Genomic DNA, 23,181 nt, shown 5'->3' on the forward strand with positions numbered 1-23,181 from the left:
AAACGGCAACCGGGATGCCCAGCTGCCGTTGCGCCGTGCATCCCGGTTCATTCCACCGATATCTCTTTCTCTTCCTTTTTGTCAACCTCCGCCCCTTCTTGAAACACCGCTTCAAAGAAACGGCTGGCCGGCGCGGCGAGTTGTTGGTAGTAGTCGTTAAACAAGGCGGCGGCATGGCTTCCCATCCACTCATTCGGCAGCAGCTCTTCCGGCAGGCCGGGGTCGATGAACAAAAACTTCCGGTACTCATGAACGAGCTTCGTTCGCTCGACAAAACAGTCTGCATCCGACATTTCGCCGCGCTCGATTTTATGTTTGTCAATGACATATTTTTGGCTGTAGACGGCAATAAACTGCTCGTATTTTTGGTTGATCTCGTCCAAGTTCCAGCACGTTTCCACAAGCCGTTTGTTCGTATGCGGACCGTCGTATTCGGCGAGGAAAAAATCGACGTACGGGCGGATGTCATACTTGTCGATCAAGTCGTACACTTGCTGCTTCAAATCATTCGGTGAAATCCAGCAGCTGTTGGAAATCGTGCCGAATCCGCTCCATACAAGCTCCTTCCTCAGCTCGTCGCGCAAGTGCCGCTTGTTCTCGGGGATGGTGTAAACAAGAATGCGCCATTTCCCGTCCCAATGCTCGGGACGCGTTTTGTAAATGCGCCGCGCCGCCTCCTCCATCCGCTTGACGCCGCGCACTGTAAGGGAATAGTAGCTTTTATTGCCGCGTTTTTCCGCCCGAATCCAGCCCTGTTTGCTCATGCGCGACACCGCCGCCCGCACCGCCTGGTCGTTATGGCCGAACTCGCGGAGAAGGCGGATGAGACTCCCGATCCAAATTTCACCGCCGTAGCGGCGGATGTAGTCGCCGTAAATCGTAAAAATGAGTGAGCGCGTATTCATCCGACGAAACTCCCTTTATCTTGTTTTCGAACTATAATCGTAACAAACTTTTCTCACGCTGGCAAGACGGACGAAAAACAAGAGTCAGTCAAGACTTTGTGGAGAACATTTTTTCGGTTCACTACGGGCGTTGTCAATCACTAGTTAGCGAACCATTTTCAGGAATTGATATCGTAAGCGCTTTCGGACTCTCATCCCTCATCTTGAGGTGATGATATTGTATTCCATTTTTTTACACCCAACCAAAATCCCGAAGCGCCGACAACGCTTGATGGATCGGCGTCCCGGATGACCGCTGCAGACACGGTAGATTCTGACGCACCACATCTGCCCACAACCGTCCTGCCTTCCGTTTGGCCTGTTCAACCCGCTTGGACTTCGTCGAGGCCGAGGCTGCCGTTCGGGTCTCTTCTTCCTCCACCAACTGCCCATTTCTCCGCCAAATCCCGTCGATTCGGGCTGCCATCGCCCTCAGAAACGCCCGAAGCCCTTGGTCTTTCCAGCTGCGGCGGGATTTCACCCGATGCGCAAACCGGCTCATCACGCTCTCGGCGTGGCCCATCGGACGCATGCCGGTCGTCTCCACCCCTTGCTCCGACAGCCACTCCCGATAGTCCCGGATGCATCCCGGCATCGACTCGATCCGGCGAATCAAGGCGGCCAGCTGTTGTTCTTTGCCTTCGTCCTCCAACGTGCCGACCGCGCTGTTCAGCTCGACCAGAAGCCCCTCTTCGTCTTGTTTCGCCAGCTTCTTCCGCACCTCCCGCCAACGCGGATGGCCGGACAGACACTGACGCAGCTCCCGCGCCACATGAAATCGATCCAGCTGAAAGCACGCCCGCTTCCCAAAATACTCCCGGCAGGCCGTGATCCACGACGCCGCGTCGCCGTTGATGATCAAAAGGTCCCGGCACGGGTCATAGGCATATTCGTTCATCAGCCACTCTTCAAACCGTTCCCACACGTCTCCCGCCCCTTCATGGAGGTAGTGGCGCCGGTTCACGAGCTCGAGCTGCGAACCGTTTCGTTTCCATCCCTCGTGAATCGCCAGGATTTTCTCTTCTTTCGCCCGTTTCCCTTTCCCCTGGCGGGAAATGAACAGCCCATCCGCCTCCACAAACAGCACTCGGCCGTGCCGTTGGGAAACAGGGTGGTGCAGCGAGACAGGGGCCTCCAGCACCAGTTGGCGAATCGCCTCGTGGCTTAGGACCGCATACCCCACGATCGACTCCAACGTACGGGCCGCTTTGCGGTAGGAAGAGCACTCTACGGCCAACTCGACCGCCGTTTCCTCGAGGCAAGGGCTGATCGACTGCGCTCCATCAAAGCCCAGTTCGGCATCCAGCAAGAAGGTATACGCCCCCGCCTGCCGATCATAGTAGTAGTTCCGTCGAAACGTCACTTCTCCAAACAGCGTTTGGATCGTGGTCGGCCGTTTGTCTTTCAGCTGATACCGGCGCTTGTCCCGCGCTTCCGCCAGTTGTTGATCAATCTCCTCCAAAAGGGCCGCCAACAAGACAGCGAACACCTTTTGAAGAGTTCTGACGAATTGTTCCTCCAGCTCTTTTAATAAAGGCCATTCTGTGGTAAGATGTTTCATGGACTCTCTCCCTCCTGTTTTCGGTTGATGTTGACAATCACCATCATAGCAGGGAGAGAGTCCTTTTTGCATGACATTTGCTTTTTTCTACCGCGCTTCGCTTGGTGGCCCCGACGAGCGTCGCGAACAAAAGTTCGCAACCCTCGTCGGGGATCATTTCGGAATGTCACCCACAAATATTTTACTCACACGAAAAACAAACGGAATAAAAAAGAGCCGCACCGCTAAAAAGCAGGCGGCTCTCGGCGGCGCGCCAACGGGCGGCCGCAGCCCGATCCGGCGTCATTTCGCCAAACCGCCGCGACAAGGCCGGCCTAGCGAAATACCCTCACCGTTCGTCTGCGTTTTTCACAATGGTGGCGATTCCTTGGCCGACGCCAATGCACATCGTCGCCAAGCCATAGGCGACGCCGCGTTTTCGCATTTCGTAAATCAATGTCGTCAAAATGCGGGCGCCGCTTGCGCCGAGCGGATGGCCGAGGGCGATCGCTCCCCCGTTGACGTTCACTTTCGACCGGTCGAGCTCTAGCTGGCGAATGCACTCTAGCGCCTGTGAGGCGAACGCTTCGTTCAGCTCGACAAGCCCGATGTCGTCAAGCGACAACCCGGCGCGGCGCAACGCTTTGCGCGTCGCAAAAACCGGGCCGATTCCCATGACGGCCGGTTCAACGCCGGCGACCGCTGAAGTGACATAGGCAGCCAGCGGCTTGAGTCCGAGTTCTTTTGCCTTTTCGGCGCTCATTAACAAAAGCGCCGCTGCCCCGTCGTTAATGCCGGACGAGTTGCCGGCTGTCACCGTGCCGTTTTCAAACAACGGCGGCAGCTTGGCCAACTTCTCCAACGTCGTATCCGGACGAGGATGCTCGTCTTTGTCGACCACAATGCGGTTGCCTTTCCGGTCGTGATAGACGACCGGCACCAGTTCATCAGCGAACCGGTTCGCTTCGATCGCCTGTTTCGCTTTCATTTGGCTTTCGTAGGCAAACTCATCTTGCGCCTCGCGCGTCACGCCGAACCGCTTCGCTACGTTTTCCGCCGTCTGCGGCATGCTGTCGGTGCCGTACATTTCATGCATTTTCGGGTTGACAAAGCGCCAGCCGATCGTCGTGTCGTACATCTCGATGTTGCCGCGCGGAAAATCGCTTGCCGGCTTCGGCATGACAAACGGAGCGCGCGTCATGCTTTCCACGCCGCCCGCGATCATGATATCCGCCTCCCCAGCCAAAATCGCCCGCGCCGCATAATTGACCGCATCAAGCCCTGAACCGCACAGCCGGTTGACCGTCACCCCTGCGATCTCAATCGGCAGCCCGGCCAACAGCGCCGCCATGCGGGCGACGTTGCGGTTGTCTTCGCCGGCTTGGTTGGCGTTGCCAAAAACGACATCATCAATTTGTTCGACCGGCAAACCCGGATTTCGCTCGATGAGCGCCCGGATGACAACAGCCGCCAAATCATCCGGCCTGACGTCTTTCAACGCGCCCTTGTAGCGGCCAATTGGCGTGCGCACCGCATCAACGATGACCACTTCTCTCGCCATCTTTTTCCTCCCCCTTGCTAAACCGAACCGTCAGTCCATCAGTTGTTCTCACGATTCGTGTAGTCGTAAACACCACGTCCCGTTTTGCGGCCGAGCCGCCCGGCTTTGACGTATTGCTCCAACAGCGGCGCCGGACGGTATTTTTCCCCGAGTTTTTCATGCAAATATTTCAAATTGTTCAACCTCGTATCAAGCCCGACTAAATCCGCGAGCTCAAACGGACCCATCGGGAAATTGAGGCCGAGCTTGATCGCCTTGTCGATCTCTTCCGGCGTCCCCACGCCTTCTTGCAGCATATAAAACGCTTCATTGCCGACAAGAGCGCTGATCCGGCTCGTGACGAATCCCGGAAATTCATTGACGACAACGGTTTCTTTCCCCATCCGCGCGGCGACTTCCTTCGCCATTTGCGCCGTTTCGTCGCTCGTCTCCAACCCGCGGATGATTTCCACAAGCTTCATTTTATGAACCGGATTGAAAAAATGCATGGCGATCACCCGCTCCGGCCGTTTGGTGAACGAACCGATTTCGGTCGGGCTCATGGTGGACGTATTCGTCGCAAAATAGCACGACGCCGGCGCATGAGCGTCAATCGTCTCGAACACTTGCTTTTTCCATTCAAGTTTTTCCGGCACGGCCTCGATCACCAAATCGGCATCGCGCACAGCGCCGGCTAAATCAAGCGAATACGACAGGCGCGCCTCGGCTTCTTGCCGCTCGCCCGTTGTCAATTTCCCCCGAGCGACCGCTTGTTCAAAAATTGAAGCAATCTCCTTCTGGGCGCTCTCCAATTGTTCTTGCTTAATGTCCACTAAGGTCGTCTGAAACCCGCCGACAGCGCCGACATACGCAATGCCTCTCCCCATCACGCCGCTGCCGACGACAACAAGGCGTTCGATCATCGTCTTCCCCCTCCCGTGTGTTGATGTACGGTGGCTGATGCATCGAGCTAGCGTTCTCTCTCACCAAGCGGCGGACGCCGTCAAATGAATGGGCACCCCATCACGCGCGACGGGGTGCTCAGCAAACGGACAGGCGCGTCTCTTCACGCTTGCCCGAATTCGCTCTTGCCTTCAAGGGCGGCAACTTGAACGTTGCGTCCAAGGACGCGACCCGCTCTCGTATGTTGGCAAACGCCAAACGGCAAAAGCCCTTAGACGCCAAACGGATTAAGCGGACGCGGCCCGTAATACGACAGCACGCTTTTCGTTTCTGTGTACAAATCAAGCGCCTCGACAGACAGCTCGCGCCCGAATCCGGACTGTTTGTAGCCGCCAAACGGCGTGCCCGGGAAGGCGGAGAATGGGCTGTTGACCATGACAATGCCGGAACGCAGCTGCTTCGCTACACGAACGGCGCGGCCATGATCTTTCGTCCAAACGGCGGCGGCCAGCCCATAGTCGCTATCGTTCGCCAATTCAACGGCTTCGGCTTCATCGCGGAATTTCATGACGACGACAACCGGTCCGAAAATTTCTTCACGAACCGCTTTCATTTGATGGTTCACGTTCGTCAAAATCGTCGGCTCATACCAGTAACCGTTTTCAAACCCAGCGACAACCGCCTCTTTTCCCCCGGCGGCGACCGTCGCTCCATCCGCGACCGCCGATTGCACGTATTCATCGATCACTTCCAGCTGCCCGCGGCTGATGATCGCCCCGACATGCGTGCCGGCATCAAACGGGTTGCCGAGTTTCAGCTGCTTCGTTTTGGCCACGAACGATTCCATAAAGGCGTCATAAATGCTTTCATGCACATACAAGCGAGAGCGCGCCTCGCACGATTGTCCGCTGTTGTAGAAAATGCCGAACAATGAGCCGGCGACAGCCGCTTCCAAATCGGCGTCCGCAAATACAAGGCTCGGCGATTTGCCGCCCAGCTCGAGCGTCACCCGTTTTAATGTTTTCGACGCTTTCTCCATAATTTCCTTCCCGACCGGCGTCGATCCGGTAAACGCGACTTTGTCGACGAGCGGATGCTCCACCAAATAGTCCCCGACTTCCGCCCCGGCGCCGGTCACCACATTGACGACCCCTTCCGGCACCCCGGCCTCGTGGCAAATTTCCGCCAGCACCAGGCAGGTGAGCGGCGTCAGCGACGCCGGTTTGACGACAACCGAACATCCTGCGGCAAGAGCAGGCGCGATTTTCCAAGCCGCCATCATGAGCGGGTAGTTCCACGGAATGATTTGGGCGCACACGCCAACCGGCTCTTTTTCCGTATAGTTGTGAAACGCCCCTGGCATCGGGTTGACCGCCCCGCGGTGGCCAATGATCGCTCCGGCAAAAAACTCAAAGTCTTCAATGGCTTGCATTACTTGTCCTTGAGCTGCTGACAGTGCTTTTCCGGTATTCAAAATTTCCAATTCCACCAATTCATTGAAACGTTCGCGCATGATGGATGCAATTTGGTACAAGATGCGGGCGCGTTTTTGCACTGGGAAATGGCGCCATTTCCCATGATCAAACGCCCGCCGCGCCGCCTGCACCGCCCGTTCGGCGTCCTCGCGCGTCCCTTTGGCGACGCGGGCGACCGGTTCGCCAGTGGCCGGATTGATCACTTCAAACGTCTCTCCCGAAGCGCTTTCCACCCGCTCCCCGTTCACAATCAAATGATAGAAATCGCGTTTGGTCGGCATCGGTTCCATTTTCTTTTGTTTCACAGTCGCCATCGTTTCATCCCCCTTGCTTAGTTTCCTCGGAATAATGGTTTTCGTTTTTCAAAGAACGCCTTGACGCCTTCGCGGTGATCTGCCGTCATGCCGGCAATGCGTTGGCATTCCGCTTCCCGTTCCAAGTAGCGGTCAAACGTCGTTTCTTCGCCTTCGCGAAGCAGCCGTTTGATGAGTCCAATCGCCTTCGTTGGCATGGCAGCGAGCCGCTCGGCAAACTGCTTGACTCCCTCCTCCCACTCGGAGAGAGGAATGACCTTGGTCGCCAGCCCGAGCGAGGCGGCCTGTTCAGCGGAGATTTTATCCCCGAGCACCGCCAGCTCAAGCGCCTTCGCCCGTCCGACGAGGCGCGGCAAATAGTAGAGATGGCCCGCATCCGGCACAAGACCGACGTGAATAAACGCAGGAGCGAAACTCGCTTTTTCCGAAAGAAGCCGGAAATCACACGCCAGCGCCAAGCTCATGCCCGCGCCGGCCGCCGCCCCGTTCACCGCCGCGACAACCGGCTTTTCAAATCGGTGAAGCGCTTTCATCATCGGCGCGTACCGGGTGCGCAACACGTCGCCGTGGTTCATTTCTTCCGTCACGCCGCTTAAATCTTCCCCGGCGCAAAACGCCCGCCCTGCGCCTGTGATCACCATGCAGCGGACGTTTGGATCCGCCCCTGCTTGTTTGAGCGCCTTTGTCACTTCCGCATTCATCTGCTCCGTAAACGCATTGAGCTGATCAGGGCGGTTGAGCGTCAGCCAGGCGACTTGTCCCTTCACTTCATAACGGATCGTTTCGTACATAAAGCGCCCCCCTTATTTTCCTTGGAAGCGCGGCTTTCGTTTTTCGAGGAATGCCGCCATTCCTTCTTTTTGGTCTTCCGAGGCGAACAATAGGTAAAAGTTTTTCCGCTCAAATTGCATGCCTTCATACAGCGGATAGTCGACCGCTTTCTGCACCGCCTCTTTGATCAGCCGGAGAGCCAAAGGCGGCTGTTCAGCGAGACGCCCGGCCAGCCTCATCGTTTCTTCCATTAAAAGCTCCGGGCTGACGACGCGGTTGACAATCCCCAGCTGCTCGGCTTCTTTCGCCGACATACGCGCCCCAGTCCAAAGCCACTCGAGCGCCCGCTTCGGACCGATGAGCTTTGTCAGCCGCTGCGTGCCTCCCGCACCTGGCATGACGCCAAGGTTCACTTCTGGAAAGCCAAATTCGGCCGCCGACGACGCGACAATCAAGTCGCACGAAAGCGCCAGCTCAAAACCGCCCCCGAGCGCCAACCCGTTCACCGCGGCGATCATCGGCGTTTTCACGATGGACAGGCGATCCCAATCGGCAAACTGGTTCAGCCACTCAAGGCGAATCGGGTCATCATCCGCCATCTCTTGAATGTCCGCCCCTGCCGCAAACGCCCGCCCGCGCCCGGTCAGCACGATGACGCGCACTGTTTCATCCCGGTCAAACGCTTCCACCGCCGCCACGATTTCCGCCACCATTTGACGGCTCAACGCGTTCAACACATGCGGACGGGCGAGTTCGATGATCCCGACCGCTCCTTCTTGCCGCACCGCAATGGAATTCCATTCACTCATGCTCTACTTCCTCACCGACCATAAAGGTGACGAGATCGCCGGCAAATGACATGACATCTTTGGCCGATGCTTTCGCTTCTTTCGTTTTCATCGCTTCTTGAAACGCCTCTTGGCTGTCGTAATACATTTCACACAACAAATAATACTCGCTTTCCGTCCCCATCGGCGTGCCGGTAATTTTCGTCACTGTGATTTTGCGCAGGCCCGGAATTTTTTCCGTCAGCGGCACATGCGTTCCGTAATAATGAGCGTCGAATTGCTCTTTATCTTTCGGCTGTTTGTACAAAGCGATCATTTTAAACATGGCGAACATCTCCTCTCCCTTTTCTTATCGTGAAACCAATACAGGCTTCATCGCTTCAAACGGATTTTTGCATTGTTTGCAATAGAAAATGCTGCGGCAGGCGGTCGGGCCAAACAAATTTTCCATGACAGTCCGCTCCGCCCCGCAATATGGACACGCCACTTGCCATGCCCCTGACGGCATTTGCCGCGGCGGCGGAGCGATGCCAAACTGCTTCAGCCGCTCACGTCCGGCTTCGCTGATCCGGTCGGACGTCCACGGCGGATGGCGGAGAAACTCCACCGTCACCGCCGAGGCCCCTGCTTGCTTCACCGCTTCCTCAACCCGCGTGCGGATGATATCAAGCGCCGGACACCCGAGAAACGTCGGCAGCAGACAGACCGAGACCGCTCCATCCCGAACGTCAACCTGTTCCACCATCCCAAGATCGACAATGCTAATCGAATGAATTTCTGGGTCTTTCACCGTTTCTAACGCTTTCCAAACCTCTTCCTTTGTCATGGTTCTCCCTCACATTTTCCAACCCGCTGCCGTTTTTCCCGCTTTGGCTGCCTAGTGCCGCCAATGCTGCGCCGTTTTGCTCCTTCAACAAACACTTCGCCGTCACAAAGAGGCGTCATGCCCAACGCCGCACGTTGGCCAACAGCGGCGCGGACATTACCATATCGCATGCGGGACGGCGCGGTATACTTCTGACAACGTCGCCAGCGCTTCGTCCAAATCCGGCGTATGTTCGCCGTTGCGGCCGTTGCCATGTTTCATGCCAAACGGCATCGGCCAATCAAGCCCCACTTCGGCAAACGCCGGCGCCAGCGCGGCAATCGTGTTTTCCGTCAGCACCTTTTCCTCATCAATCAGCCCCCACCGCACCATTTCCGTTCCTTTCGCCCCGAGCGTCAATACGCCGGCAAAATCAGCGGCCACATCCTGAATGGCTTTGGTCATTCGCGTCCGCGCTTCCAAAGGGGCATTCGTCAGCTGGACAAACCACGTATGCCAATGAAGCAAATGGTAGTGCAGCTCCACTTGAATTTTCGCTGCCACCTCGGCCAACGGCGTATACACACTTTTTGTCAATGATTCAAGACGGATGCGCTTCGCCTGTGTATAAAAGTACTGGCGAACAACGGTGAATGCCCAGTCATAGCGAGGCTCGCGCAAATAATGCCCCGGGCCGTTTACCCGTTCGAGCAGCACCGCGTTGCGCCGGGCCGAAGCCGGACGTGCGTGCGCCAGTTCGTCGGCTGATCCACAGCCAAGATCTTCAAGCAGCTGATAATACATGGCCGCATGCCCCATCGTATCTTGGCTGATGGAAGAAAACGCAATATCCTCCTCGATATGCGGCGCCAACCCAAGCCATTCCGAGCCGCGGTAGGCAAGCAAAAAATCATCATCCGCGAGCTGAAACAACAGCTCGACAAGCGCCTCTTGACCGTCTGGATGGAAGTGAATCGGTTTTTCGCTCATCGCCGAATCTCGCCTTTCCATGACAAAATTTCCTTCTCATCAAGCACGTTTTGCTCATATTTGCGCCATCGTTTCTTTAAATCCCCATATCCTCGCGTCAACCGGTAATCTTTGTTGTCAAGCCGCTTGAGCGTTGCTTTTTCCTCCTCACTCATTCGCCGGATATAGTCCCGCTTCACGACCCAAAGGTCCGCGACCGGCTCGCGGCGCATAAAGTTTTCCTGCGCCATCACGAGCGCGATCTCCTCATTGGGGGCAAGCAGACTGAATTGATGCTGCATCGGCGCATCCGGCGCTTTGCGGCTGAACACTTCAAACACTTGATAAAATCCTTGTTCTTTCCCCGCCATGGCCATCCCTCCTCATCCGGCCGTCCGTACGGCGCTGAGCGCCTCCCGCACCCACGCGTTCTGCTTATACGCCGTCCGCCGAAGCTCAAGCCGCTCCTGCGACTTCGGCCCGTTGTTGCGGATGATTTCTTTAAACCGCTCCCAATCCGGCTGCCGGTAAATCCATTGACCCTTCTCTTTGTCAAAATGCATGGTCTCATCAGGAATCTTCAGTCCGAGCGCCCAAATGCGCGGCACATATTTCGTAAAGAAGTCTTGGCGCAGTTGTTCATTCGTTTTCGTGCGGATGCGGTATTTGATCGTGATGTCTTGCTTCGAAGTTCCCGTCGTATCGGCCGTCGGCGGGCCAAAAAACATGAGCAACGCCTCCCACCAACGGTTGAGCGCCTCTTGCAGCATCTCTTTCTGCTCCTTCGTCCCTTCGGCAAGCGCCAAAATGATGGACTCGCCGTGCTGGGCGTGAAACACTTCCTCGGCGCAAATGCGCTTCAGCGCCCGCGCGTACGGTCCGTATGAGGCATCCAGCATGTTCGTCTGCGTCATAATCGCCGCTCCGTCGACGAGCCAGCCGATCAACCCGGCGTCCGCCCATGTTGGCGCTGGCATATGAAACACGTTATGAAACTTCAACCGTTCGTTCAATAAATCTTCGATAATATCTTCCCGCGTTTTGCCAAGCGGGGCCATCAAATCTTCCGCCACCCGAAGCAGCAGCTGGCCGTGCCCCATCTCATCCTGCACTTTCGCCATGATGCCAAGCTTGCGGCGCAGCGACGGCGCTTTCGGCACCCATTCTTTTTCCGGAAGCGCTCCCATAATTTCACTCACCGCATGCATCGCAATGAGCTTGATCAGCGTCACCCGATACTCATCCGGCATCCAGTCATCGGCTTCGATTTTTTCCCCCGCCTCGATGCGCTGCATAAATCGTTCGTATTTCTCCTCATCTGACAGGCGGGTGAACGTCATCATAGCCGCCATCCCCCATCCACCTCTCGTTTAAAATATATAACGTTTGTTTAACGTTATTATATTTTAATGTCATATATTTTGCAATCGTTTTTTTCTCTATCAGATGGATTGCGGCTCTTCAAGATGGCGGCGGTCAACGATGCGAACCGCTTTCCCTTCCGAGCGCGGGAGCGTTTTCGGCGAATGGAGACGGACGTCAATCGAAATGAGACAGTGCGTTTTCAACAATGACTGAATGCGCCGGGCAAGCAGAGCGGCCTGCTCGCTTTGCAAATCTCCGCCGACCTCGCTGTAAAAACGATCGGTCACTTCCGCATGCAGCTCGAGCGCTTCCAAATGGCCGTGGCGGAGACGATGCAGCTGATAGTGCGGAGCCAGTTCCGAGACGCGAAGCAGATGGTGCTCAATTTCCGACGGGAACACATTGACGCCGCGGATGATGATCATATCATCAACCCGCCCCTTGACCCGCGACATGCGCGCCGTCGTCCGCCCGCAAGCACAACGCTCTCTCGTCACGGAAGCGATATCGCCTGTCCGGTAGCGGATGACCGGGAACGCCTCTTTCGTCAAGCTCGTAAAAACAAGCTCTCCTTCTTCCCCTTCCGCCACCGGCTCGAGCGTTTTCGGGTCGATCACTTCGACAAGGAAATGGTCCTCGGCGATATGGAGGCCGTTTTGCGCTTCATGGCACTCCATCGCCACCCCCGGGCCGATCACTTCACTCAGTCCGTAAATATCACATGCCTTCATATCAAACGTCTCTTCAAGCGTGCGCCGCATTTCCTCGGACCACGGTTCCGCACCGAAGATGCCGTATTTCAGCGATGTTTGCCGCGGATCTTTGCCCAGTTCTTTCATCCGCTCGGCAATGTTCAATACATAGGACGGCGTGGCGCAAATGACGGTCGGCTGAAAGTCTTCAATGATCATCACTTGCCGGTCGGTGTTGCCTCCGGATACCGGCACCGTCACCGCCCCAAGCCGCTCGCTGCCATAATGCAGCCCGAGCCCGCCGGTAAACAGCCCGTATCCATAGGCGTTGTGAATCACATCCCCCGGTTTCCCGCCAGCGATGACAATCGCCCGCGCCACAATGTCGGCCCAATGGTCAATGTCCTGTTTCGTGTAAGCGACCACCGTCGGTTTGCCGCTTGTGCCGCTTGATGCGTGTACACGGACGCATTGGGAAAGATCGACCGCGAGCAAACCAAACGGATAATGGTCCCGCAAATCCCGCTTTGTCGTAAACGGGAGTTTGCGTACATCCTCAAGCGTGCGAATATCCTCCGGCTTCACTCCCTTTTCATCAAACCGTTGCCGGTAAAACGGCACCCGCTCATACACACGCTCCGCCGTCGCCCGCAGCCTCACAAGCTGGATCGCCTCCAGTTCGCTGCGTGCGGCCGTCTCAATGTCATGCAAAATCATCGTTTCCGCCCCCTCTTTTAAAGCGCTTTCATAAAAATGAAAAATACAAAACTATATAACGTTATACAAACGTTATATAGTTTTATCATGATATCTAATTTTAAAATAGGCTAAATATTTGAAAATGTCAACATATTTTCAGACCAACAAAGCTGTAAAAAAAGGAGGCGATGGACGCTCCTTTCCAAAATAAATGAAAGAGGCGGAAAAACCGCCTCTTTTGATCCTGATCGTCTAATGGCGTCCCTCGCGCGCTTGGAAGGGGACAACGCTCTTACAGAAATCCGCTAAATCTTCATAATCCCCCCTGTGCTCGCCGAGGTGACGTGTTTCGAGTAGCGGGCGAGATAGCCGGTTTTCACTTTTGGTTCAAAGCCTTTCCAGTTCGCCTTCCGCCGTTCGAGCTCTTCATCGGACAGCTTGACGTTGATCGTCCGTTTCACCGTGTCAATCTCGATGATGTCGCCGTCTTGGATGAACGCGATCGGCCCGCCTTCGGCCGCTTCCGGTGAAACGTGGCCGACGGATAGGCCGCGCGAGGCGCCGGAGAAGCGGCCGTCAGTGACAAGCGCCACTTTGGTGCCGAGCCCCATGCCGACGATTTGCGACGTCGGCGCCAGCATTTCCGGCATCCCTGGGCCGCCTTTTGGCCCTTCGTAGCGGATGACGACAACATGTCCCGGCTTGATTTTCCCGCTGGCAATGCCCTCGAGCGCTTCCTCTTGGGAGTCGAAGACGATCGCGGGCCCTTCATGGCGCGTGATGCCGCCTTGCACCGCCCCGGTTTTAATGACGGCGCCGTCCGGCGCCAGGTTGCCAAACAAAATGGCGAGCCCGCCCGTTTCCGAATACGGGTTGTCAATCGGCCGGATGACGTCATAGTTTTTCACTTCGCAGCCGGCGATGTTTTCCCCGAGCGTTTTGCCCGTGACGGTGAGCGTATCTAAATGAAGCGTGCCTTCTTTTTTCGCCAGCTCGTTCAACACGGCCGAAACGCCGCCCGCTTCATGCAAGTCTTCGATGTAATGGATGTCCGACGCCGGGGCGAGTTTGGCCAAATGCGGCACGCGCGCCGCCACTTCGTTGATGCGCTCAAGCGAGTACTCGATGCCGGCTTCGTTGGCGATCGCCAGCGTATGCAGCACCGTATTCGTCGAGCCGCCAAGCGCCATGTCGAGGGCAAACGCATTGTCGATCGCTTTTTCGGTGACGATGTCGCGCGGTTTAATGTCATGCTCGATCAAATACATGAGCTGTTTCGCCGACTGGCGGACAAGTTCTTTGCGCGCCGGGTCGACCGCCAAAATCGTGCCGTTGCCCGGCAGTGCAAGCCCGAGCGCTTCAGCGAGACAGTTCATCGAGTTGGCCGTAAACATGCCCGAGCACGATCCGCACGTCGGACAGCCGTACCGTTCGAGTTCTTCAAGCCCTTTCTCATCGAGCGTTCCCCCTAAATACGCCCCGACGCCTTCAAATACAGATGACAGTGAAATTTTCCGCCCATCCTTCGTCACGCCGGCTTTCATCGGTCCCCCGCTGACGAAAATCGTCGGAATGTTAAGACGCATCGCCGCCATCATCATTCCCGGCGTAATTTTGTCGCAGTTCGGAATGCACACCATGCCGTCAAACCAATGCGCCGAGATAACCGTTTCGATCGAATCGGCGATGATTTCCCGGCTCGGCAGCGAATAGCGCATCCCGATATGGCCCATCGCAATACCGTCGTCAACGCCGATCGTGTTCATTTCAAACGGCACGCCGCCCGCTTCGCGAATCGCTTCTTTCACGATTCTCCCAAACTCTTGCAAGTGAACGTGCCCCGGAATAATGTCGATGTATGAATTCACCACCGCAATAAACGGTTTATCAAAGTCTTCTTCTTTTACGCCCGCCGCTCGCAATAGGCTTCGGTGCGGAGCACGGTCAAATCCTTTTTTGATCATGTCGCTGCGCCGTTTTTTCATCATCGGTCCCTCCATCATGCGGTTTGATTGATTGCTAGTATTGTACCACTTTTTCTAATAGAAAGACAATTACCTTTATTATGAATGCGTTTTCAAAATCCGCTTCGAAAAAACAAGTCAGAAAAATCAGCCTTTCCTCTTGACAACCGGAGCATTTGGCGTCATAATTTCTTACAAATTGCACTCCTTGACAAGAAAACAACAGGAACGGCACGGGACTAGTAAACCGAGGGAACGCGCCAGAGAGTGGAACCCACAGGCTGGAAGGTTCCTCGCGGGAAGCCGGTTGAACCTGCCCTAGACGGCCGCTTATGCAAACATAAGCCGCACGCCTGCGTTACAGGCTCGAGGGGGCGCTTTAGGCGCCAAAAAAGGTGGTACCGCGGAACGCTTTTCCGTCCTTTTGCGAAAGGAGGAAAAGCGTTTTTTATTGGCCGGCCGCTTCGCAGGACGGCTAGGCAATCCAACTCATGCCATTCAACACGCAAAGGAGGGAGGAACGCGATGAAACGGCAGCGCGTGGTGGTCAAAATCGGCAGCAGCTCGCTCACCGATCCGAAAGGTGGCCTTTGCCGCGACAAGCTGCACGGCCATGTTGAAGCCATCGCCTATCTGAAACAGCTCGGCCATGACGTCATTCTCATCACGTCCGGCGCTGTCGCCGCCGGGTTCGGGCCGCTCGGCTACCCGGCGCGGCCGACGACGATCGCCGGCAAACAGGCCGCGGCTGCCGTCGGGCAAAGCTTGCTCATGCAGGCGTACAGCTCGGCGTTCGCCCAATTCGGCTTTACGGCCGCTCAGCTGTTGTTGACGCGCAGCGACTTTTACAGCCGCGAACGGTTTCGCAACTTGTTCGCCACGATGACGACGCTGCTCGAACACGGGGCGATCCCGATCATCAATGAAAACGACTCCGTTTCCGTTGAAGAATTGACGTTTGGCGACAACGATATGCTGTCGGCGCTTGTCGCCGGCTTTTTGCACGCCGATGCGCTCATGTTGCTTACCGACATTAACGGGCTGTATGACGCCAACCCGAAAACGAATCCACAGGCGAAAAAATACGCCTTTTTGCCGCACATTACCGACGAAATGATCGAAGCGGCCGGCGGCAGCGGCTCGGCAGTCGGCACCGGCGGCATGCGCTCGAAGCTTCTCGCGGCTCGAAAAGCACTTTCGTTTGGCGTCAGCGTGTTCATCGGCACGGGAAGCGGCCGAGAAAAACTGGCTGATATTTTAGCTGGAAAAGGAGACGGCACGTACATCGGCGTTCCGTTTCCGAAACAAATGCAAATGCGCAAGCAATGGATCGCCTATCATGCACCCGTTTCCGGCACGATCACGGTTGACAGCGGTGCCGAGGAAGCGCTGCTTGCCCGTGGGAAAAGCTTGCTTCCGGCCGGCGTCACGGCCGTTTCCGGCGACTTCCATGCGATGGATGTCGTGGATGTCGTCAATGAAAAAGGGATCACGATCGGACGCGGCCAAGTGTATTACGCCGCCGCCGATTTGAAAAAAGTGAAAGGGCGGCCGAGCGAAGAGGCCCGGCAATACTCTTACCTTCACCGCCCGGAAGTCATCCACCGCGACAATTGGGTCACGTTGCGAAAGGAGAGTGTATCGAAATGAGCGAACTGCTCGAAAAAGCCGAACGGTTGAAAACCGCCTCACAAACGCTCGCCATGCTGTCAGCGGAGGAAAAAAATGAGGCGTTGGAACAGATCGCCCAAACCCTTGACCGCGAACGCGCCTTCATTTTGCAAGAAAACGAGAAAGATATGGCCCAAGGCCGCGAACAAGGGCTGTCGCCGGCTTTGCTTGACCGGCTCCAACTCACCAATGAACGCCTGGACCAAATCATCGACGGCGTCCGCCAAGTCGCCTCGCTGCCTGACCCGGTCGGAGAAATCATCGCAGAGTGGACGCGGCCGAACGGGCTCCGCATCCAAACGGTGCGCGTGCCGCTTGGGGTCATTGGCATGGTGTACGAAGCGCGCCCGAACGTGACGGTCGATGCGGCGAGCCTTTGCTTGAAAACGGGCAACGCGGTTTTGCTTCGCGGCAGCACATCAGCGCTTCATTCGAACAAAGCGCTCGTTCGCGTCATGAAAGAAGCGCTCCGCACGACGACCGTTCCGGAAACGGCGATTGAACTGCTCGAAGACACGAGCCGGGAAACGGCGCAGCGTATGTTCCGTCTCAACAACTACTTGGATGTGCTCATCCCGCGCGGCGGAGCCGGGCTCATCCGCTCGGTCGTCGAAAACGCCACCGTGCCGGTGCTTGAGACCGGCGTCGGCAACTGTCATATGTTCATCGACGAATCAGCCGAGCGGCAAATGGCCATCGAGATCGTCCTAAACGCCAAACTGCAGCGCCCATCGGTCTGCAATGCCGTCGAAACGGTGCTCATCCATGAGCGTTGGCCATATGCCGCCGACTTGCTTGAGACGCTTCACGCCCGCGGCGTTGAGCTGCGCGGCGACCAACGTCTTGCTTCCGCCTATCCGTTTATCAGCGAGGCAACAGAAGATGACTGGTATACGGAATATTTGGCGCCGATTTTAGCGGTCAAACTGGTCGCCGATGTCGATGAGGCGATTGCCCATATCCGCCGCTACGGGACGAAGCACTCGGAAGCGATCATCACCGAAAACGAAGCGAACGTCCGCCGCTTTTTCCAGGCGGTTGATGCGGCGGTCTTGTACCATAACGCCTCCACCCGCTTCACGGACGGGGAGCAGTTCGGCTACGGAGCGGAAATCGGCATCAGCACGCAAAAGCTGCACGCCCGTGGTCCGATGGGGCTTGTCGCCATCACGACGACAAAATCGCTCGTGTACGGGACGGGGCAAATTCGGGAGTCATAACGATGGCTGCAACGAAGACGGCTTCCTTTTTCACTAAGTTTCTAAAGCATAAAACGATCCGGACCCAACGCATGGCTTCCGGATCGTTTTCTTATTTTTCCATTTCCACAAACACCCAATAGCGGCTGCCGATAAAGTTCACCGCCATCCCGGCGATTGTCGCCGCCAGTTTCGCCAGCCAGAGCGATGCAAACCGTTCCGCGGCCAGCAAAACGGCAAGCGATGCACCGAACGACAGCCCGTTGACGACAAGAAAGCGCAAAACTTCCTTTATATTGGCTTTCCGTTTGACTTGAAACGTCCAACGCCGATTCCAAATGTAGCTGTTCGCCATCCCGGCGCCGTAGGCAACGGCTTGGGCAACCGCCGCCTTAGCGCCTGCAGCAGTCAACAAAAAAAAGACGGCGAAGTCCACCGCGGTATTGCTCACCCCAACGAGGCCAAACCGCCATACGGCTTGTTTTTCTTTACGGAATATACGAAGGCTTTCGTTCATGTTTCGTTCCGACTCCCCACGTTTCATTGACAATATAGAGCGGACGCTCTTTCACTTCATCGTAAATCCGGCCGATATATTCGCCAATCGCGCCGAGCATGAGCAGTGTCACCCCGTTGCCAAGCAGCACGGCCATCAACAATGACGCCCAGCCAGCGACCGTTGAATGAGCAAACCATTTAAGATAAAGGACAACGAACATCCCTACCACACTGGCCGCCGACAACAAGAACCCAAGCCAACTCGCCAGCTTCAACGGCTTGTATGAAAACGAGGTGATGCCATCAAGCGAAAACCGAATCATCTTTTTGAGCGGGTATTTCGTCTCGCCGGCGAAACGCGGCTCCCGTTCGTATTCAACCGCCATCTGCCGGAAGCCGACCCAACTTACCAGCCCCCGAACAAACCGGCTTCGCTCTCTCATATAGCGTAACTGATCGCACACTTTCCGGTCAATAGCAGGAAAACACGAAGCTTGCCCAGCGCGCCGCTATCCGCCCCGCCCACGGCTTGACGATCACGTACATCATCCACGTCGAGGCAACCCCCGCCAACGCTTCCGGAAGAAGCACGCTAAAATCGCTCACTCCGAACACTTTCACGCTCAACGCCTGCAGCCAAAGCGCCGCCGGCGGCTTATCAACGGTAATGAATCCCTCCGGATCAAGCGCGGCGAAGAAAAACGCCTTCCAACTTGCGGCCATGCTTTTCGCCGCCGCCGTATAATACACATTGGAACCGCTGTTTCCAATTTGATAGAAGTGCAAAAAAGCTGACCAAGCCATGATCGCAGCAATCCATCCATCCCATTTCCATTGTATTTTCTTCATCGACTCTCCCTTTCCGTCATGTTCTTCGTCTCCTGCCGTTACGTTACCCCGTGTTGGTGAAAGTTTGGTGAAAAAGTCGAGCGAATGGACAAGGTTTTCATTTCGCTGACCGCAGACGTGTGCTATGATAAAAGGCGAAAGGAGGTGAATCGTGTGGAAGGAGCCACCATCGTGCAACAAATTTTAAAGGCGCTCGACTTGCATTCTGGAAAAATCCAACAACAAATGAAGGAAATGGAAGATCGGCTGCGCACCGAAATCCAAGATACAGAAAGCCGACTGCGTGCTGAAATTCAAGACACGGAAAACCGACTGCGCGCGGAGATCCAAGATACGGAAAACCGACTGCGCGCCGAGATTCAGGATACAGAAAATCGGCTGTATGCCAAAATCCGTGAGACGGAAGACCGGTTGCACCAAAAGCTTTTAGATCTGGAAAAACGCACGGATGCTCGATTTGAGCGCTTGGAAACGAAAATGAACTATTGGCGCCTTGAATGGTCGGAAACGCAGGAAACAGTTGACTTCCTCGCCCGCAAAACCCTCCAACATGAACGAAAACTCCGTTCCCGGGCTGGACAAAACGAAATCTCCTAAAAACGAAAAAGAAACAAGCCAACCGGCCGCCAGCATATTTTTTGCTTGACGGCCGGTTGGGCTTTTGTCTCGTGCTTGCCGGCTTCTTTTTTGGACAGACAACCGCCTTGACCGATCATCGTTGTGTCGAACAGCAGCCAATGTTGCGGGGCGTTCTTCTTATTCGTTTCCCTGCTGCTTTGCGATGTCCACGCGTGAAAACGCCTCTTTCATCACCTCATACGACTGCTTCAGCCGCTCATGATAGCGCGGCGCCTCCCACACCGGCCACGTGTACTCATAAAATCGCGCGGCCGGCAGCACATTCCCGTTCATCGCCGGGAAAGAAAACGAATCGTCTCCATCCTCGACGTACAAACCAAGGCGAATGCCTTCAATCATGACGCGGCTTTTGAGCCCGCCTTTCGACCAAATGTCGCCCATCACCTCGCGCCGGCTCGGGTCGGTCACGTTCAAAAGCGCCCATGGCAGGCGGATTTCGTACATATCGCCATCGCGGCTGACGCTGATATCCGTGAGTGAATCGTATGCCTCATCGTCGGGGTTGGCCGTGCCAAACCGCAACACCCCTGTTTCATATGAGTCGAACGGCACAGCCTTGCCGCGGACTTCCTCCAATTTTTTGTTCAACGTCAGGCGAATCGGGTGGTAGACGCCGTTATCTTTGCGATTGGCGTACGGGGCCGCCGGCATCATATGCAGCTCTTTTCCGTAATGGAAGTAAAACGTGTCATAGTAGCTGTCGACAAGCAGCCGGGCGCTCTGTTCTCCATGAATGACCAAGGCAAAGTCAATTCCCGCTGTCCGGACGCCAGACAGGCCGGGCAGGAGCGATTGCCCTTGGTTCGGAATCGTGTCAAACGCCATGTAGACCGTCGTCCGATCGGTGATGCGTCCGCTGTCAAGCCGCACATACAAATACCCTTCATCGCTTGTGACGTACAGCGCCCGCTTGCCCTCTGTCCAAGCCGGCCGGATTCCGTTGAATGTCCAATCGTCTTTTCGGCCGTCGACCTTCATCATCGCGGCTGCGCTTGGACCTGGCTCAAACCGAAGCAATCCAAATTGTTGTTCGTTCGTCTGCACGTTCAGCCAAAACGGGCGGCGGTCCGGGTTGTCATAATCCATTGTGTTCCATGTCCGCTTGAACCATTCATCCTGCCAGGAAAACAACAGCCCTCCCGCCATCCACTCATGGACGATGTCCTCAAACAGCTCCCGGTCGATCGTTCCTTGTTCTTGTTCCGACAAAAACCCCTGATTTTTCCCGTGTACATTTCGATGCGCCATGCCGCGCGAAGAAGGAACGCCAAATTCAGCGACCAAAATCGGCATCCGGTGCGCCGCCTTCATGTCATGCAAGTAGGCGGCATAGCTGTTCTGCTCGCCTCGTTGGTCAACATAGCTGACGTATTTTTCCTCACGATTCAAAAAGTCAGGGTAATACGGATAAATATGGTATGACGCAAACAGCCCGGCGCGCAGCTCGTCAGTGGCGTACATGACATTCGGGTTGACGGAAACAAAATCTTCTTTCACAAACGGTTCGGCCGGATGGCGGAGGAGGTCGGTCGTCACCCAATTCGTAAAACTGACCGGCCGCTGCCAGCCGTATGTTTCCGTTTCATACGCCACCGCTTCGTCGATCATACGGGCCAGCCATGCCTCAAACGGGCTCGCTCCTTTCGTGTATACGTATTTGCCGCGGTAGTCGCCCTGCTTCGGGTGTTTTTCGTTCGTCGCCGCCACAACGTCCGGATCCCACTCGACGCCGAAAATCCAGCCGAGAACATACGGGGAAAGGTCGTATCGGTACACCCCGCCGGCATGACCCGGCCGTTTTGCAATGCGGGCCTTGCCATGAACGAGGTCAATCGTACGGCGAATGTCCGTGCGAAACGCCTCACTCACCTCAGGCGCCCACACATCCTTCGTCCGCAGCATCGTCCCTTCATCGATCCAGACGCCATGGAACAAATAAAGCGGCTGCTTCGCTATTTGGTTGTACTCGTAAAGCGCCTCGTAAAACGCCGGTGGATGGATCGTATAGACGCGGATGGCATTCGCCCCCATCGCCCCGATGTACTGCAGCCAGCGGAAATATTCTTCCTTCGTGATCTTCGCCTCTCCCGGAAACGCGCCGGGTTTGCTGATGCCGAGGTTGACTCCTTTGATGAGCAGCGGCTCCCATCTCCCGTTGCGGTATACTTGCAAATAGTCGCGCCCGACCGTTCCCGCCAAGCGGACGCCGCTTTGTTCCACCGTTTGAACGGCGTCCTGCAGTTTGCCATCTTCCTTATATGCCTTGATTTCCCGCAAAATCGCTTTCATCATCGGCACGTACGCCTTCCAGTAAAAGGCCGCGCCGTTGTCCGAGCGGCCGTCCTCCGTCCATTTGCGCCATACATCCAGCCCCACGGTCTGATAAACGGAAGGCAGTTTCCCTTGATCAGCGTAATCGCCGCAAAAGTAATACGACTGATACGTCTTTGTCTCATAGCGGACAACGGCCGGAAAGGAAAACGGCAACCCGATCGCCCGCAGCTTCTCTTTCCCGCGCTCAGACAGCGACAGCGTGTACGTTGCGAGCACCATGCGCTCATCAAGCGGCTTGACGATGTCAAACCAATACGAATACGATGTGCGCATCTTGCCGCCCCAACGGGCTTCCCCCGCTTTTGTGGAGGAAAACATGACGCCACCGCCGCCAAGGTCGCGCCGATCGAGGACAAGAAGCCGATCCGACTCATCGACCAACACCATACCCGGCCCGCGGAACGAAAACGCCTTTCCGTATTGCGCTTTGTAGTTTTCTTTCACCCACACTGGCACTTCCTGGCTGTTCAAATCAGGAAAATAACGGCCGATCCAGCCGGTCCACTCAAGGCCGAACAGCTGGGCAAACGAGGCGCGCACTTCGTTTTCTGTCGGATGGGCCATCGAATTGAACTCGGCGATCAACGTTTTCCCGCCTTGGCGGGCAAACCGCCAAAGCGACTCCATCTCCTGCCGCTCAAGCCCGCCGTACACTTTCGCCCGCGCGCCGTCCGTTTGCTTGTGGACAAACTCTTCCTCATATACCCCATATGTGTCAACGATATAGACCGCATCGTACCGTGCCATCTCCTTTGGCAGCGGCCGCACCTCGTACGTTTCATCCTGTTTCGGCGCAAACCCGGCGTAATCGCGCGCAGCTTTGTATCGCTCTCCGTTGCCGTGGACGTATTTTTGCTGATTCAAGACCCAAACGAGCCCTTGATGCTCGTGATACGACCGATCGGGCACCGTTTTGTCGACAATGAGCAAATCAAGCTTTGTTTCTGGTTTCAGCCACCAAAGCCAATAGGGCGCGAACAGAACCAGCACTGCCAAGACCATATACACATAAAGCCAGCTGAACACCCGCTTCTCCATCTCCCCACTCTCTCAATCTTTCACCTATTTCCCCTATTTATAACACACGAAACGATTGTCCGGCAAGAACAGGCGGATGCGGCATTCGAAATTTCTTTTTTGGTCAACCGAAGTCCATTTCCAATCAAGTGGCGGCAACCCTTGCCAATGAGGAAATCAAAAAAGCAAGCCCCTTTGCCTAGGA

General features: G+C 55.9%; 19 protein-coding genes and 2 pseudogenes. 3 read left to right on the forward strand and 18 right to left on the reverse strand.

Annotated elements, in window-relative coordinates; all coding sequences use genetic code 11:
- Positions 1-47 precede the first annotated feature (47 nt).
- The 14 genes from paaX to ilvD form a co-directional block, all read right to left on the reverse strand.
- Positions 48-905 carry a phenylacetic acid degradation operon negative regulatory protein PaaX gene (paaX, locus tag ACR1UW_RS11100; protein ID WP_498933338.1) on the reverse strand — a complete coding sequence of 286 codons (858 nt, stop codon included), beginning with the start codon at positions 903-905 and terminating at the stop codon, positions 48-50.
- A gap of 232 nt (positions 906-1,137) precedes the next feature.
- Entirely contained in the window at positions 1,138-2,505 is a 1,368-nt protein-coding gene (locus ACR1UW_RS11105; RefSeq protein WP_060788366.1) for an ISLre2-like element ISGsp3 family transposase, read from the reverse strand.
- Between the two features lie 328 nt (positions 2,506-2,833).
- Complete coding sequence (locus ACR1UW_RS11110; protein ID WP_498933341.1) at positions 2,834-4,045, reverse strand: thiolase family protein; 1,212 nt, start codon at positions 4,043-4,045, stop codon at positions 2,834-2,836.
- Positions 4,046-4,083: 38 nt separating this feature from the next.
- Entirely contained in the window at positions 4,084-4,947 is an 864-nt protein-coding gene (locus ACR1UW_RS11115) for a 3-hydroxyacyl-CoA dehydrogenase (protein WP_498933343.1), read from the reverse strand.
- A 251-nt stretch (positions 4,948-5,198) separates the two neighbouring features.
- Positions 5,199-6,716, reverse strand: a complete 1,518-nt coding sequence (locus tag ACR1UW_RS11120; RefSeq protein ID WP_498933345.1) for an aldehyde dehydrogenase family protein — start codon at positions 6,714-6,716, stop codon at positions 5,199-5,201.
- Positions 6,717-6,733: 17 nt separating this feature from the next.
- Positions 6,734-7,507, reverse strand: a complete 774-nt coding sequence (locus ACR1UW_RS11125; protein WP_015375102.1) for an enoyl-CoA hydratase-related protein — start codon at positions 7,505-7,507, stop codon at positions 6,734-6,736.
- 12 nt (positions 7,508-7,519) lie between these two features.
- Positions 7,520-8,296 (reverse strand): enoyl-CoA hydratase/isomerase family protein, encoded by a 777-nt coding sequence (locus tag ACR1UW_RS11130; RefSeq protein WP_069304328.1) that lies wholly within the window; start codon positions 8,294-8,296, stop codon positions 7,520-7,522.
- Positions 8,289-8,600 (reverse strand): EthD family reductase, encoded by a 312-nt coding sequence (locus tag ACR1UW_RS11135; protein ID WP_025950499.1) that lies wholly within the window; start codon positions 8,598-8,600, stop codon positions 8,289-8,291. The genes ACR1UW_RS11130 and ACR1UW_RS11135 overlap by 8 nt, the downstream gene beginning before the upstream one ends.
- A gap of 24 nt (positions 8,601-8,624) precedes the next feature.
- Positions 8,625-9,101 carry a 1,2-phenylacetyl-CoA epoxidase subunit PaaD gene (gene paaD / locus ACR1UW_RS11140; RefSeq protein ID WP_498933349.1) on the reverse strand — a complete coding sequence of 159 codons (477 nt, stop codon included), beginning with the start codon at positions 9,099-9,101 and terminating at the stop codon, positions 8,625-8,627.
- A 156-nt stretch (positions 9,102-9,257) separates the two neighbouring features.
- Positions 9,258-10,091, reverse strand: a complete 834-nt coding sequence (gene paaC, locus ACR1UW_RS11145; RefSeq protein ID WP_498933351.1) for a 1,2-phenylacetyl-CoA epoxidase subunit PaaC — start codon at positions 10,089-10,091, stop codon at positions 9,258-9,260.
- Positions 10,067-10,420: a 1,2-phenylacetyl-CoA epoxidase subunit PaaB gene (gene paaB, locus ACR1UW_RS11150; RefSeq protein WP_042380853.1), complete on the reverse strand. Its 354-nt coding sequence runs from the start codon at positions 10,418-10,420 to the stop codon at positions 10,067-10,069. Before paaB ends, paaC begins: the two co-directional genes overlap by 25 nt.
- Before the next feature lie 12 nt (positions 10,421-10,432).
- Positions 10,433-11,401 carry a 1,2-phenylacetyl-CoA epoxidase subunit PaaA gene (paaA, locus tag ACR1UW_RS11155; RefSeq protein ID WP_011231530.1) on the reverse strand — a complete coding sequence of 323 codons (969 nt, stop codon included), beginning with the start codon at positions 11,399-11,401 and terminating at the stop codon, positions 10,433-10,435.
- Between the two features lie 90 nt (positions 11,402-11,491).
- Complete coding sequence (paaK, locus tag ACR1UW_RS11160) at positions 11,492-12,823, reverse strand: phenylacetate--CoA ligase PaaK (protein WP_011231531.1); 1,332 nt, start codon at positions 12,821-12,823, stop codon at positions 11,492-11,494.
- A 287-nt stretch (positions 12,824-13,110) separates the two neighbouring features.
- Positions 13,111-14,790 (reverse strand): dihydroxy-acid dehydratase, encoded by a 1,680-nt coding sequence (gene ilvD, locus ACR1UW_RS11165; protein WP_033006220.1) that lies wholly within the window; start codon positions 14,788-14,790, stop codon positions 13,111-13,113.
- 504 nt (positions 14,791-15,294) lie between these two features.
- On the opposite strand from ilvD, the gene proB reads away from it, so the two are divergent.
- Together proB and ACR1UW_RS11175 are read left to right on the forward strand one after the other, a co-directional pair.
- Entirely contained in the window at positions 15,295-16,419 is a 1,125-nt protein-coding gene (proB, locus tag ACR1UW_RS11170; RefSeq protein ID WP_498933355.1) for a glutamate 5-kinase, read from the forward strand.
- A complete protein-coding gene (locus ACR1UW_RS11175; RefSeq protein WP_498933357.1) occupies positions 16,416-17,660 on the forward strand; it encodes a glutamate-5-semialdehyde dehydrogenase in 1,245 nt (414 codons plus the stop codon). The genes proB and ACR1UW_RS11175 overlap by 4 nt, the downstream gene beginning before the upstream one ends.
- 91 nt (positions 17,661-17,751) lie before the next feature.
- Here the strand turns inward: ACR1UW_RS11175 and ACR1UW_RS11180 are convergent, their stop codons facing one another.
- The 3 genes and pseudogenes from ACR1UW_RS11180 to ACR1UW_RS11190 form a co-directional block, all read right to left on the reverse strand.
- A complete protein-coding gene (locus tag ACR1UW_RS11180) occupies positions 17,752-18,156 on the reverse strand; it encodes a GtrA family protein (RefSeq protein WP_014196089.1) in 405 nt (134 codons plus the stop codon).
- Positions 18,128-18,622: pseudogene (locus tag ACR1UW_RS11185) on the reverse strand (glycosyltransferase); the annotation flags it as partial. The pseudogene ACR1UW_RS11185 and the gene ACR1UW_RS11180, both read right to left, overlap by 29 nt.
- Positions 18,615-18,986, reverse strand: a pseudogene (locus tag ACR1UW_RS11190) (ArnT family glycosyltransferase); the annotation flags it as partial. The pseudogenes ACR1UW_RS11185 and ACR1UW_RS11190, both read right to left, overlap by 8 nt.
- Before the next feature lie 153 nt (positions 18,987-19,139).
- On the opposite strand from ACR1UW_RS11190, the gene ACR1UW_RS11195 reads away from it, so the two are divergent.
- On the forward strand, positions 19,140-19,583 hold the full coding sequence (locus ACR1UW_RS11195) for a hypothetical protein (RefSeq protein ID WP_015375115.1): 444 nt from the start codon (positions 19,140-19,142) through the stop codon (positions 19,581-19,583).
- 159 nt (positions 19,584-19,742) lie between these two features.
- Here ACR1UW_RS11195 and ACR1UW_RS11200 read toward each other — a convergent pair whose 3' ends face one another.
- Positions 19,743-22,997, reverse strand: a complete 3,255-nt coding sequence (locus tag ACR1UW_RS11200; RefSeq protein ID WP_498933359.1) for a hypothetical protein — start codon at positions 22,995-22,997, stop codon at positions 19,743-19,745.
- Positions 22,998-23,181: the final 184 nt, after the last annotated feature.

This window comes from Geobacillus lituanicus (genome assembly GCF_050994965.1).
GTDB lineage: Bacteria > Bacillota > Bacilli > Bacillales > Anoxybacillaceae > Geobacillus > Geobacillus stearothermophilus.